Below are 13,000 nucleotides of genomic sequence, written 5' to 3' on the forward strand. Positions count from 1 at the left end.
CCGACTGCTCAGCGCGAGAGGCTGCGGACCGGCAGCTCGAACCACCGCAGGTGGTCGAAGTCGACGTTGACGTGCGCCTCGTCGCAGCGCTCCGGCGTGGCGGCGGCGAGGATCGCGCGCGCGTCGGCAAGGTGTCCGGCCAGCGCGTCCTCGCCGGCGCGCTCGAGCTGGGCGGGATAGGTGAGGTGACCCTGGTCGAAGCTCACCTGGTGCAGCCGCAGCGGCGGCTCGACCGGGCCGTCCTGGTGGCGCCAGAGACCCGTCGCGGGCTCGAAGTCGTAGTCGCCGAGCAGGCGCCAGCCGTCGCGGGCCACAAGGCGGACCGCCTCGATGACGTAGTCGGCGACGACGTCGGAGATGAAGTAGTTGAAGTTGACCCGCACCCAGCCGGGCTTGATGCCCTCGCAGCCGCGACCGATCTCACGTTCGAACTCGTGCGACCGCTCGAGGTCGATGCCGAGCAGGTAGTGGCCGTAGGGCCCGGCGCACGAGCAGCCGCCGCGGGCCTGGATGCCGAAGAGGTCGTTGAGCACGGCCACGACGAAGTTGTGGTGCAGGTAGCGCTCACCCTGCGCGTGGACGACGAACGAGACGATCGACAGGCGCTCGGCCTCGAGGTTGCCGAGGATCTCGATGCCGGGCTCGTCGCGCCAGGCCGTGACCGCGCGCTGGAGGAAGTGGTCCTCGCGGGCGCGGATGGTCTCCACGCCGACGGCCTCCTTGAGCTTGAAGACGAGCCCGGCCCGGATGGCCTCAATGATGGCGGGGGTGCCGCCCTCCTCGCGGTGCGCGGGGTCGGTGAGGTAGTCGTGGGCGTCGGGGTTGACGTAGGCGACGGTGCCCCCGCCCGGCACGTCGGGCACCCGGTTGGTCATGAGCTCGCGGCGCACGACGAGGACGCCGGGCGTGCTCGGGCCGCCGATGAACTTGTGCGGGCTGAGGAAGACGGCGTCCTTGTATGCCGTGGGGCCGGCCACGCCGCGTCCGCCCCGGCCGTACATCTCGATGTCGACGTACGGCGCCGCTGCAGCGTAGTCCCAGAACGCGAGGGCGCCGTGCTCGTGGAGCAAGGAGGAGATCGCGTCGGTGTCGGTGACGATGCCGGTGACGTTGCTCGCGGCCGAGAAGGACCCGATGAGCAGCGGGCGGTCGGCGTGCTCGACGAGGCGCCGGCGCAGCACCTCGATGTCGACGTGCCCGTCGAGGTCCTGTGGGATGACGACGACGTCGGCCACGCACTCGCGCCACATCACCTCGTTGGAGTGGTGCTCGTAGGGTCCGATGAAGATGACAGGACGCTGGTCGGCAGGCACGAGATCGCTGGCGTGCCAACGGTCCTCGAAGTTCGACGGGATGCGGAGGCCGAGGATGCCGACGAGCTTGTCGATGGCTCCGGTGCAGCCCGAGCCGGCGAAGACGACGACCGTCTCGTCGTCGCCGCCCACGGCGTCGCGGATGGTGCGGCGGGCGTCCTCGCGCAGCCGCGTCGTCTGCAGGCCCGTGCCTGAGCTCTCGGTGTGGGTGTTGGCGTAGCGGGGGAGGACCTCGTCCCGGATGAAGTCCTCGATGAAGGTGAGTCCACGACCCGAGGCGGTGTAGTCGGCGTAGGTGACACGGCGCGGACCGTAGGGCCCGTGCATCACCTGGTCCTCACCGATCACGCTCGCACGGATCGTGGCCAGCAGGTCGTTCTCCGGAGCTCCACCCATACCCGAAGCATAGCGCGTAGTGATGCTAGTTCAAAAGAGCATAACCAAGAGTTACCTGATGGGATGCGTCACGACGACGGGGGCGCCCGGCCCTGGCCGGACGCCCCCGTCGTCAGCGGTGCAGCAGGCGCGTCGGCTACTTGGGGTCCGCGACGCAGATGATCGTCCCGGCGCCGCCGTCCGAGGTGGCGCTCGTGAAGGCGTTCGCGGCACCGTGCTTCGCGCAGAGGGCGAGGGCGGACGTCTCGTCGGTGGGGGCGTTCTTCTCGACGAACGTGACCGAGCCCAAGGACGTCGAGTCACTGCAGTCGACCTTCTTGAAGTCGTCGGTCCCGACCGACGCGATGCACTCGCCCGTCTTGATGCCGTGGGTGCCGTCGTCAGCGGTGAAGGCCCGGAACAGGAAGAACACGAGGATGGCGAGGAGGAATCCGCCGAAGCGCTTGAGCCCGGACAGGCGACCCGACGTGGTCGGGGCCGGCTGGGCCGGCTGGGCCGGATGGGCCGGCTGGGCCGGCTGGGCCGGATGGGCCGACTGGGCCGGCTGGGACGGCTGGCCCACCGGCTCGGGCGACGTGGCTTCGGGAACGGGGTGGTCGGACATCGGGGTGGCTGCTCCTGACGGACGTGGACGGACGGTGTGCCGAGTGTGGCCCCCGCATTGTGCACGTCCACGGCGCGACCGTGTGGGTTCGTGGCTGGTCATCCTGCCCGTCGCTTCGCATAAGGTCGAGCCGTGACAGCGATCTCCTACCCGCTCGCGGAGCACACGCTCGCCAACGGCCTGCGCGTCATCGTCAGCGAGGACCACACGGTGCCCAACGTCGCGGTGAATCTCTGGGTCGGTGTCGGCTCCCGACACGAGGCCCCCGGACGCACCGGCTTCGCCCACCTCTTCGAGCACCTCATGTTCCAGGGCAGCCGCAACGTCGCCTCGGGCGAGCACTTCTCGGCCCTGATGGACGAGGGTGCCCGCCTCAACGCGACGACGTGGTTCGACCGCACGAACTACTTCGAGACGGTGCCGACCGGCGCCCTCGAGCTCGCCCTGTGGCTCGAGGCCGACCGGCACGGGCACCTGCTCGAGGCCGTGACCCAGGAGAACCTCGACAACCAGCGCGACGTCGTCAAGGAGGAGAAGCGCCAGCGCTACGACAACGTGCCCTACGGCTCGGCGCTCATCGACATCTACGCCACCGCGTTCCCGGAGGACCACCCGTACCACCACCCGACGATCGGGTCGATGGAGGACCTCGACGCAGCGACGCTCGAGGACGTCCATGCCTTCTTCCGCGCGCACTACGGGCCCAACAACACGGTGCTGACCCTCGTTGGCGACGTGACGCCCGAGGAGGGCTTCGCGGCCGCCGAGACGTACTTCGGCCGGCTCCCGGCCATCGAGCTCGAGGCCAGGGAGCGGCACCCGCAGCTGCCACCCCTGTCCGAGCCGGTGCGTCTCGACCGCGTCGGTGACGTCCCGAACGACCGCATCTACGTCTCCTTCCGGCTCCCGGTCGACACGACGCCCGACTACCTCGCCTGCCAGGTCGCGGTCGACGTCCTGGGTGGCCTGGCGAGCTCGCGCCTCGTGCGCCGGCTCGTGCGCACCGACGAGACCGCCGTCGCCGTGGGCGGCTGGACCATGGGCCTCGTGGACGGCGTCGGGCTCGGCACCATCACCGTCGACGTGTCCGCCGGCGCCGACGTCGAGCAGGTCGAGGCCGCGGTCTGCGAGGAGATCCGACGCTTCATCGACGAGGGACCGGACGGGGCCGAGCTCGAGTCGGTCATCGCCGACACCGAACGCTCGTGGCTCAGCGCGCTCGCGAGCATCGAGGAGCGAGCCGACCACATCAGCCACCATGCCCTGCTCACGGGCGACCCGGCCTACGTCAACACCTTCGTCGACCGCATCCGAGCCGTGACCGCCGAGCAGGCCCGGGCGGCGGCCGCCGCCTGGCTCGATCCCGCCTCGCGGGCGGTCGTGCGCTACCTCGCCGACACGAGCAAGGACGCCGACCAGCCCGACGACGCCGACGACGCCGACCGCACCGACCGCACCGACCGCACCGACAAGGACTCGGAGGAGGCCGCATGACCGCCGTCGCCCGCCCCGCCGTCGCCCCGCCCGAGCCGTGGGACTTCCCCGGGGACAGCACGCACGACCTGCCCAACGGCCTGCGCCTGATCACCTACGACGTGCCCGGCCAGTACGTCGTCTCGGTGCGCCTCGGCCTGCCCGTGTCGCTCCGTGACGAGCCGCGCCAGCGCGAGGGCGTGGCCTCGGTCATGTCCCGCACCCTCGACGAGGGCACCGCCCAGCACACCGCCGAGGAGTTCGCCCGGCTCCTCGAGCGCAAGGGCGTCAGCTTCGGTGCGGGGATGGCCGACGCCGGTCTGTCCCTCGACCTCGACGTCGTCAAGGGCAACCTCGAGCCCGCCCTCGACCTGCTCCGACAGATCCTCACCGAGCCCGCCTTCCCGCAGGCGGAGGTCGCCCGTCAGGTGCGCACGCGCCTCGCCGAGATCGAGCAGGAGCGCTCGGTGGCCGCGCACCGCGCCGGGCTCGAGTTCGTGCGCACGTTCTACGCACCCGACGACCGCTCGTCCCGGCCCACGGGTGGCACGCCCGAGACGGTCTCGTCGATCACCCGGGAGGACGTGGTGGCCTTCCATGCCGAGCACGTCGTCGCGGCCGGGGGGACCGTGGTCGTCGCCGGGGACCTCGAGGGCCTGGACGTGCCGGCACTCGTCGAGGCGGCCCTCGGCGGATGGTCGCGCGGCTCCCGCGACCGGGAGCGCTACCTCCAGCACTCCGCCGCACTCGCCCCCGACCGTGGGCGCATCGTGCTCGTCTCGCGCCCGAACTCGGTGCAGACCGAGTTCGTCATCGGCGCCCCCGGGCCCGACCGTTCCGTCGAAGGTGGATGGGCTCCCTACCCGGTGCTCGGCTTCGTCCTCGGTGGCTCGCCGAACGCGCGCATCGACGCTGTCCTGCGCGAGGAGAAGGGGTACACCTACGGCATCCGGTCGAGCTTCCGGCCCCGCCGACGCGGTGGCGTCTTCCTCACGTCCGGCTCGGTCCGAGCCGACTCGACCGCGGAGTCGCTGCGGCTCCTCGTCGAGATCCTCGAGAGTGGCCGGAACGGCTTCAGCGACAAGGAGATCCGCTCCGGCGTCGACTTCATCTCCAAGACCGCTCCGGGCCGCTATGCCACGGCCGACACCATCGCCGACGAGGCGGTGGGCATGGCGCTCGACGGACGCACCACGGCTTTCACCACCGAGAACCTCCGTGACCTCGCCGCAGTCGACCGCGGCAGGGTCGAGGCGGCATACGCCCGGTTCGCCGATGGCGCGGGCATCGGGACGGGCCGCCCGGGGGCCGGGTGGACGATCGTCGTGGTCGGCGACGTCGACGCGCACCTCGAGGACATCCGGGCGCTCGACCTCGGCGAGGTCGCCGTCGTCACGGACGCCTGACCCCGTACCCCGCTCGAGTCGAGGTGAGACCGGCACCCGCGTGACGCTCGACCTCACCCCACCGAACGCCGCGTTCGTTCGCGAACTCACTGCTCTGACCGTGAGTTCGCGACCGAACGCCGCGTTCGGTCAGGGGAGCGGGGGAACGGGGCGCTCCATGACGTAGTCGTCCTCGTAGACGCCGCCGACGAGGAAGCGCTTGGTGCCGACCCGCTCGAAGCCGCTCTTGGCGTAGAACCGCTGCGCGCGCTCGTTCTGCTGGTTCACGCCCAGCCACACGCCGGCGGCACCGGTCTCGCTCGCCCAGTCCAGGGACCGGGCCATGAGCAGGGCCGCGGCCCCGGTGCCGTGCGCCTCCGGAAGGACGTAGATCTTCGACAGCTCGACCGTCGGCCGGAGTCGGATCGCGGCCCGGACGTCGCCGTCCTGCGGGTCGCCGGCGACGAGCATGGCGTAGCCGAGCGCGGTCCCGTCGCTCTCGGCCAGGAGGACGTGCCGGCCGGTGTCGGCGACGTAGCCGGCGAACCGGTCGCGCGAGAGCACCTCGTCGACGAAGGCGTCGACCCGCTCCCGCGTCATCGAGGGCGGGCACGCGAGCTCGAAGGTCGCCGCCGCGACCGTGGCCAGCGCCGGCACGTCCGTGGCACCGGCGGAGCGGACCGTGGCGACGGGGGGTGAGACCTCGGACTGCCGGGTGGGTTCGGTGCTCATGCCGAAAGGCTATGCCGGGCAGCGCAGCCCGCCCAGCGCGGTCTCAGGCCGGTGGCATCCCGATGCGCGACAGGACCTCGTCGTGGAGCAGGCCGTTGGTCGCCAGGGCGTTGCCGCTCCAGCAGCCGTCCTTGCCGTCGAGGCCGGTGAACCGGCCGCCGGCCTCCTGCACGATCGCGACGAGGGCAGCCATGTCGTGGACCGCCAGCTCGGGCTCGGCGGCGATGTCGGCGGCGCCCTCGGCGACGAGCATGTAGGACCAGAAGTCGCCGTACGCGCGGGTGCGCCAGCAGTCGTCCATGAGGTCGAGGAAGTCGTCGCGGCGGCCGCGCACGCGCCACCCGGCCAGCGAGGAGTACGACAGCGACGCGTCGCCGAGCCGGCCGACCTGCGAGACCGAGATGCGTCGGGCGGACGACAGGGAGCGACCGCTCCAGGCTCCCGACCCGGTCGCGGCCCACCAGCGGCGCTGCAGGGCGGGCGCGGCGACGAGACCGAGCACCGGCACGTTGTCGACGACGAGGCCGATGAGCGTGGCCCACACGGGCACGCCGCGGACGAAGTTCTTCGTGCCGTCGATCGGGTCGATGATCCATCGCCGTGGACCGTGCCCGGTCGTGTCGAACTCCTCGCCCTCGACGGCGTCACGGGGTCGGGTGCGCTTGAGCTGGTGGCGCACGAGCTCCTCCGCGGCGCGGTCGGCGTCGGTGACCGGCGTGAGGTCCGGCTTGCTCTCGACGACCAGGTCGGCGGCGCGGAAGCGTGCCATCGTCACCCTCTCGACGGCATCCGCGAGGACATGGGCCAGACGAAGGTCGTCGTCGTAGGAGGTCACCGGCTCAACCTAGCGGCAACGGTCCGAGCAGGGGCGGTGAGCCCGACGACGTATGCCGCTGCGGCTCAGTGCTCCTCGGTGCTCCGGCTGCTGAGCAGGCGACGCAGCGACTCGAGCCGCGACGCGCCGGCAGGTCCGGCGTGGCCCTCGGCGACCCACGCGTCGAGCGCGCACTCCTCCTCGTCGTGCGTGCAGCCGCGGGGGCAGCCGTCGGTGCCCGCGGCGAGGTCGGGGAAGTGGTCGATGATGTGGTCGACGTCGATGTGGGCGAGCCCGAACGACCGGATGCCCGGCGTGTCGATGACCCAGCCGTCGTCGGAGCCGTCGGCTCCGTGCAGGCGCAGTGCCACGGCATTCGTCGAGGTGTGACGCCCGCGTCCCGTCGTGTCGTTGACGACGCCGGTGGCGCGCAGCGCGCCGGGGACGAGACCGTTGACGAGGGTGCTCTTGCCGACGCCGGAGTGGCCGACGAGCACGGAGACCTTGCCGGACAGCTTGGCGCGGAGGTCGTCGAGGCCGGAGAAGTCGCCGTCCTTCCACGAGGTGACGACGTGCTCGACCTCGAGCGGGGTGTAGTTCGCCAGGAACTGGGCCGGATCGACGAGGTCGGCCTTCGTCAGTGCGAGCAGGGGCTCGAGGTCGGCGTCGTAGGCCGCGACGAGACAGCGGTCGACCATGCGTGGCCGTGGCTCGGGGTCGGCCAGCGCCGTGACGATGACGAGCTGGTCGGCGTTGGCGACGATGATGCGTTCGAACGGGTCGGTGTCGTCGGCCGTGCGGCGCAGCACCGACCGCCGCTCCTCGATGCGCACGATGCGGGCCAGGGCGTCCGGCCCGCCGGCGAGGTCGCCGACGAGCGCGACGTCGTCACCGACGACGACGCGGGTGCGGCCGATGTCGCGGGCCTTCATGGCCGTGACGATGCGCTCCGGCTCCTTCTTGCCCAGGGCTCCCTTGGGGATGAGGCACGTGTAGCGGCCACGGTCGACGCCGATGACCATGGCGACGACGGCATCGGCGTGGGCCGGGCGTTCCTTGGTGCGAGGCCGGGACCCCTTGCGGCTGGGACGGACCCGGATGTCTCCCTCGTCGAGGTCCCGCCAGCTCATCGCGAGAGCACCACCGGGCCGGAGCCGTCGAGCATGCCCTGCCACAGCCCGACGAAGTCGGGGAGCGTCTTGCGGGTCGTGCCGATGTCCTCGACGTGCACGCCCGGCACGCGCAGGCCGATGATCGCGCCCGCGGTGGCCATCCGGTGGTCGTGGTAGCTGCGGAAACGCCCACCGTGCAAGGGTGCCGGCGAGATGCGCAGCCCGTCGTCGGTCTCGGTGACCCTGGACCCGACCCGGCCGAGCTCGGCGGTGAGGGCCGCAAGACGGTCGGTCTCGTGACCCCGGATGTGGGCCACGCCGCGGATCCACGTCGGTGTCGACGCGAGCGCCGCGAGCGCCGCCACGGTGGGGGTCAGCTCGGCCGCGTCGTGCAGGTCGATGTCGATGCCGACGAGCTCGCCGCTGCCGACGACGGTGAGCCCGGAGCGGTCGAGGCGCACGTCGGCGCCCATCGTGTCGAGGATCTCGCGGAGGAGGTCGCCGGCCTGGGTCGTGTGCTGCGGCCAGCCGGGTACCCGCACGGTGCCACCGACGACGAGCGCGGCCGCGACGAAGGGTCCGGCGTTGGACAGGTCGGGCTCGACGGACACGTCGAGGGCGTTGATCTCGGACGGCTCGACGCGCCAGGTGTTGGGCTCGCTGTCGTCGACGATCGCTCCCGCGTCGCGCAGCGTCTCGACCGTCATGAGGAGGTGCGGCTCGCTCGGCACCGGCTTGCCGTCGTGGTGCACCGTGACGCCCTCGTCGTAGCGCGCGCCGGCGAGGAGGAGTGCCGAGATGAACTGCGACGAGGCGGACGCGTCCATCGTCACCGACCCGCCCGGCACGCGTGTGCGTCCGTTGACCGTGACCGGCAGGCGTCCCTCGTCGTCCTCGACGTCGACCCCGAGGGCGCGCAGCGCATCGGTGACCGGCGCCATCGGGCGCACCCGCGCCTGCGGGTCGCCGTCGAGCCGGACCGGCCCGTCGGCGAGTGCAGCCACGGCGGGCAGGAAGCGCATCACCGTCCCGGCGAGGCCGCAGTCGACCGTCACGTCACCACTCAGCTTCTCGGGCGGTGTCACCACCCAGTCGGGGACCGCGCCCGCCGCGGACTCGCCCTCGGGCGCCACGTCGTCGATGCGTACGCCCAGCGCGCGCAGCGCATCGGCCATGAGCAGCGTGTCGCGCGAGCGGAGCGGGGCCCGCAGCCGCGAACGGTCGCTCGCCAGCGCGGCGAGCACGAGGTAGCGGTTGGTCAGGGACTTGCTGCCGGGCAGGACGACCGTGGCGTCGAGCGGTCCGGGTGCGAGCGGTGCGGCCCAGTCCGGCTCCGCGGTCAGGGTGCCCCCGTCGGGGACACCGTCCGTCTCGGACGTCGGGTGGGGCGATGGATCAGCGGGACTCAACTCAGCTCACGACGTCCTGGGCTCGATGGGCGAGCAGGCGCGCCTCACGCTTGGCGGCCCGCTGGGCGTGACGGGCCTCGCGGCGCGTCGTCTTCGTGGCGTGCTGGGCGCGCCAGGCCAGGCCGGGCTTGCCCTCGGTGTCGACGGCCGCGAGGAGCAGGCCCCCGAGCAGGCCGACGTTCTTGAGGAAGAGGCTGCGACTCTGCGCCTTGCGCGTGGGGTCGGTCTCCTCCCAGAACGCGTGCTCGATGGCCGTGGTCGGCACGATCGACGCCGCGAGCACCGTCGAGGCGAGGCGCGGCAGACGACCGGTCGCGAGCAGCACGCCACCGCCGACGAGGGCGGCACCGTTGATCCGGACGAAGAGGTCGGGGTCCTTCGCGGCGACCTCGGCCCCCGGAACCTGGCCGGGCACCTTCTGGAGCAGGTGGGCGGCCTGGTCGGTGCGCGCAGCCGGGTGGCGGAGGGCCTCGACACCTGCTGCGACGAAGACGGATGCGAGCAGCGGACGGGCGAGACGACGGACGATCATGCGTTTTTTCCTCCTCTGGCCGCGACCCGCCGGAACGCGTCGTGGCCATCGTGGACCTGTGGGCACCTACGGTATCGACATACCCGCGGCGCGGGACGTGCTGCCCACGCCCGTCCTCGGCGTCGTCGTGAGCGCCACGGACACGTAGGCCGTCGCGATCCCTGTCGTCGGCCACCCGGCATACGCTGTGGCGCATGTGCGGGAGGTATGCCGCGAGCGCGCGGCCGGACGAGCTCATCGAGGCCTTCGACGTCGACGAGGACCACACCGACGAGCCCGCGCGCAGCGTGCTCAAGAACCCCCAGAGCCCGCCGGCGGGCGAGCCCGACTGGAACATGGCCCCGTCCAAGCAGGCCCCGGTCGTCCTCACCCGACGGCCGCGTGGCGACGACCCCGACGACCCCGACGGGCCCGTCGTCCCGGCACGACAGCTCCGGATGCTCACGTGGGGCCTCGTGCCCGCCTGGTCGAAGGACGTCACGACGGGACTGCGCATGACCAACGCCCGCGCCGAGTCGGTGCTCGGCAAGGGCGCCTTCGCCAAGGCGGCGCTCTCGCGCCGGTGCATCGTGCCGGCCGACGGCTGGTACGAGTGGCAGGTCTCGCCGACGGCCGTCGATGCCAAGGGCAAGCCGCGCAAGCAGCCCTTCTTCATCCACCGCGCCGACGGGGCCCCTGTCGCCTTTGCCGGGCTGTACGAGTTCTGGCGCGACCGCGAGCTGCCGGACGGCGACCCGGCGGCCTGGCTGACGACCTTCACGATCATCACGACCGCGGCCGACCCCGGCATGGACCGCATCCACGACCGGCAGCCCCTCGTCCTCGAGCCGACCCAGTGGGAGCACTGGCTCGACCCCGACGAGAAGGACCCTGCCTACGTGCAGAGCGTCCTCGACTTCTCCGAGCCCGGACGTTTCGAGGCGCACCCGGTGAGCCGCGCCGTGGGCGCCACGCGCAACAACGGGCCCGCCCTCGTCGAGCCCGTCCCCGCGTCCGAGCTCGAGGGCGTCGTCGACCCGATGACCGGTGAGGTGGTCGGCGCGTGAGCGCCCCGATCCGCGAGACGGTCCGCGAGATCGAGACCCCCGGCGGCCCGGGGCGCGCCCACGTCCAGCGGCCGTCCCGCCCGCGCGGCACCGTCGTCCTCGGCCACGGGGCCGGAGGAGGGCTGGGCGCGATCGACCTCGCCATCGCCCGAGAGGTCCTCGTCGGCGCGGGGTGGGCTGTCGTGCTGGTCGAGCAGCCCTGGCTCGTCGCGGGTCGCCGCGTGGCCGGGCGTCCGCCCTCCCTCGACGTCGCATGGGTCCCGATCGTCGAGGCGCTCGTGACGGGCCGCGGCCGCCTGCCGCGGCCGCTCGTCGTCGGGGGACGCAGTGCCGGTGCGCGGGTGGCGTGCCGCACGGCGGGGCCGCTCGAGGCCGACGCGGGGCTCCTGCTCAGCTTCCCGCTCCACCTGCCGGGCCAGCCCGAGAAGCTCCGCGCCCACGAGCTCGCTCTCGCGCCCGACCCCTCGTGGGTCGTGCAGGGCACCAACGACACGTTCGGCACGCCGGACGAGGTGCGCCCGCACCTGCCGGAGGGGGCGACCCTCATCGAGGTGCCCGGCGCGCACAGCTTCCCCAAGGTGGCGCGGAGTGCCCTGACCGAGGCCCTCACGTCGATCGCGGGAATGCTCCCCGGCTAGGTGTCGTTGCACGGAGCATGGTCACCTGCCCCACCCGTGAGCCCGAGAGCGTGACGACCGTGCCGGTCGAGCGCGGTCGGGTGCCGCAGCCCACCGGTCTAGGCTGGGAGGCGATGGCAAAGGACAAGAAGACCGATCCGAGCGCCGCCCTGCGGCTCCCGGACCCGAGCACCGACACGACCGCGACGAGCCGGGCGAGCGCGGCGGCGCCCGCGCCGAGCCTGGCGCCCGACCCCGACGACGTCGCCCGCGCGGACGCGACCGTCGACGTCGCGAGCGAGAGCGAGCACGAGCGTCGAGCGCGCTTCGAGCGCGAGGCGATGCCGCTGCTCGACCAGCTCTACAGCGCCGCCCTGCGCACGACCCGCAACCCGAGCGACGCGGAGGACCTCGTCCAGGAGACGTTCGCCAAGGCGTACGCGGCCTTCCACCAGTACAAGCCGGGCACCAACCTCAAGGCGTGGATGTACCGCATCCTCACCAACACCTACATCAACAGCTACCGCAAGAAGCAGCGCCAGCCGCTCGAGTCCGACTCGGCCGAGATCGAGGACTACCAGCTGGCGCGAGCCGAGTCGCACACCTCGGTCGGCCTGCGCTCCGCCGAGGCGGAGGCGCTCGACCACCTCCCCGACAGCGACGTGAAGCGCGCGCTGCAGGCGATCCCCGAGGAGTTCCGCCTCGCGGTCTACTTCGCCGACGTCGAGGGCTACGCCTACAAGGAGATCGCCGAGATCATGGACACGCCCATCGGCACCGTCATGAGCCGCCTGCACCGCGGTCGCCGCCAGCTGCGCGACCTCCTCTCGGAGTATGCCGCCGACCGCGGTTTCGCCGCTGCCGGCTCGACCGATGGCGCCGGGATCGGTGCGGGGATGGCCGCTGGCACGGAAGGAAGCCGGTCATGAACGACCACACGACGGGTGGAACAGGTGCATCGGACAGCGCCATGACGCGTACCGACTGCTCCGAGGCGTTGCTGCGGGTCTACGAGTACCTCGACGGGGAGCTGGGACCCGACGAGTGCGCCAAGATCCAGGCACACCTCGACGAGTGCGGCCCCTGCCTGAAGGAGTACGACCTCGACACCACGCTGAAGTCGCTCATCAAGCGGTCGTGCGAGTGCGAGCAGGCGCCCGAGGCCCTGCGACTGACGATCATGTCGCGCATCTCGATGACCGTCATCCAGGTCGACCGCGGCTGAGGCCACCGGCCCGGACGCCACGACCGTCGGCCGCCGGACACGACGAAGGCCCGCCCCGAGCTGCTCGGGTGCGGGCCTCTGACGTCTGCGGCTCAGGCGTTGGGCTTGCGGCCGTGGTTGGCGGCGTTGCCCTTGCGGGAGCGGCGCTTGCGGGCGCGCTTGCTCATCGTCGGCTCCTAATGGGTCGTACAGTGGTCTCGGGCCCCGGTGCGGGACACGAAGCCACGATTCTTCCACATCGCGCGTGTGCCGCCCAATCTGGTCGCAGGGATCCTCTGGAAACCTTAAAATCTTCGTATAGATCCGGCATGTATACGTCGGATCTTATTCCGTGCGCCCGCA

General features: G+C 72.0%; 14 protein-coding genes. 6 read left to right on the top strand and 8 right to left on the bottom strand.

The features are described from left to right. Positions 1-8: 8 nt before the first annotated feature. Together ASD90_RS06920 and ASD90_RS23930 are read right to left on the bottom strand one after the other, a co-directional pair. Positions 9-1,709 (bottom strand): aminotransferase class V-fold PLP-dependent enzyme, encoded by a 1,701-nt coding sequence (locus ASD90_RS06920; protein ID WP_056753232.1) that lies wholly within the window; start codon positions 1,707-1,709, stop codon positions 9-11. A 136-nt stretch (positions 1,710-1,845) separates the two neighbouring features. After that, positions 1,846-2,313 (bottom strand): hypothetical protein, encoded by a 468-nt coding sequence (locus ASD90_RS23930; RefSeq protein ID WP_056753235.1) that lies wholly within the window; start codon positions 2,311-2,313, stop codon positions 1,846-1,848. Between the two features lie 132 nt (positions 2,314-2,445). Between ASD90_RS23930 and ASD90_RS06930 the strand changes: the two genes are divergently transcribed. After that, positions 2,446-3,807 carry a pitrilysin family protein gene (locus ASD90_RS06930; protein ID WP_056753239.1) on the top strand — a complete coding sequence of 454 codons (1,362 nt, stop codon included), beginning with the start codon at positions 2,446-2,448 and terminating at the stop codon, positions 3,805-3,807. Continuing rightward, positions 3,804-5,192, top strand: a complete 1,389-nt coding sequence (locus tag ASD90_RS06935; RefSeq protein WP_056753242.1) for a pitrilysin family protein — start codon at positions 3,804-3,806, stop codon at positions 5,190-5,192. Before ASD90_RS06930 ends, ASD90_RS06935 begins: the two co-directional genes overlap by 4 nt. Positions 5,193-5,321: 129 nt before the next feature. On the opposite strand, the gene ASD90_RS06940 is transcribed toward ASD90_RS06935, so the two are convergent. The 5 genes from ASD90_RS06940 to ASD90_RS06960 form a co-directional block, all read right to left on the bottom strand. Then, the gene (locus ASD90_RS06940) at positions 5,322-5,903 is read right to left on the bottom strand and encodes a GNAT family N-acetyltransferase (RefSeq protein ID WP_056753245.1); all 582 of its coding nucleotides are present in this window, start codon (positions 5,901-5,903) and stop codon (positions 5,322-5,324) included. Between the two features lie 43 nt (positions 5,904-5,946). Continuing rightward, positions 5,947-6,738: a histidinol-phosphatase gene (gene hisN / locus ASD90_RS06945; protein ID WP_056753247.1), complete on the bottom strand. Its 792-nt coding sequence runs from the start codon at positions 6,736-6,738 to the stop codon at positions 5,947-5,949. A gap of 65 nt (positions 6,739-6,803) precedes the next feature. Beyond that, positions 6,804-7,847, bottom strand: coding sequence for a ribosome small subunit-dependent GTPase A (gene rsgA / locus ASD90_RS06950; protein WP_056753250.1), 1,044 nt, complete (start codon positions 7,845-7,847; stop codon positions 6,804-6,806). Next, positions 7,844-9,238 (bottom strand): 3-phosphoshikimate 1-carboxyvinyltransferase, encoded by a 1,395-nt coding sequence (aroA, locus tag ASD90_RS06955; RefSeq protein ID WP_082588522.1) that lies wholly within the window; start codon positions 9,236-9,238, stop codon positions 7,844-7,846. Before aroA ends, rsgA begins: the two co-directional genes overlap by 4 nt. Position 9,239: 1 nt before the next feature. After that, a complete protein-coding gene (locus ASD90_RS06960; protein ID WP_056753251.1) occupies positions 9,240-9,770 on the bottom strand; it encodes a DoxX family protein in 531 nt (176 codons plus the stop codon). 194 nt (positions 9,771-9,964) lie between these two features. On the opposite strand from ASD90_RS06960, the gene ASD90_RS06965 reads away from it, so the two are divergent. The 4 genes from ASD90_RS06965 (at position 9,965) to rsrA (ending at position 12,658) form a co-directional block, all read left to right on the top strand. Beyond that, positions 9,965-10,816, top strand: coding sequence for an SOS response-associated peptidase (locus tag ASD90_RS06965; protein ID WP_056753254.1), 852 nt, complete (start codon positions 9,965-9,967; stop codon positions 10,814-10,816). Beyond that, positions 10,813-11,454 carry an alpha/beta family hydrolase gene (locus tag ASD90_RS06970; RefSeq protein WP_056753257.1) on the top strand — a complete coding sequence of 214 codons (642 nt, stop codon included), beginning with the start codon at positions 10,813-10,815 and terminating at the stop codon, positions 11,452-11,454. The genes ASD90_RS06965 and ASD90_RS06970 overlap by 4 nt, the downstream gene beginning before the upstream one ends. A gap of 113 nt (positions 11,455-11,567) precedes the next feature. Beyond that, positions 11,568-12,362: a sigma-70 family RNA polymerase sigma factor gene (locus ASD90_RS06975; protein ID WP_235506409.1), complete on the top strand. Its 795-nt coding sequence runs from the start codon at positions 11,568-11,570 to the stop codon at positions 12,360-12,362. Then, positions 12,359-12,658 carry a mycothiol system anti-sigma-R factor gene (gene rsrA / locus ASD90_RS06980; RefSeq protein ID WP_056753262.1) on the top strand — a complete coding sequence of 100 codons (300 nt, stop codon included), beginning with the start codon at positions 12,359-12,361 and terminating at the stop codon, positions 12,656-12,658. The genes ASD90_RS06975 and rsrA overlap by 4 nt, the downstream gene beginning before the upstream one ends. Before the next feature lie 92 nt (positions 12,659-12,750). Here rsrA and ASD90_RS24680 read toward each other — a convergent pair whose 3' ends face one another. Further along, positions 12,751-12,825, bottom strand: coding sequence for a 50S ribosomal protein bL37 (locus ASD90_RS24680; RefSeq protein WP_369791897.1), 75 nt, complete (start codon positions 12,823-12,825; stop codon positions 12,751-12,753). Between the last annotated feature and the right edge of the window lie 175 nt (positions 12,826-13,000).

It is taken from the genome of Terrabacter sp. Root181 (assembly GCF_001428505.1).
GTDB lineage: Bacteria > Actinomycetota > Actinomycetes > Actinomycetales > Dermatophilaceae > Terrabacter.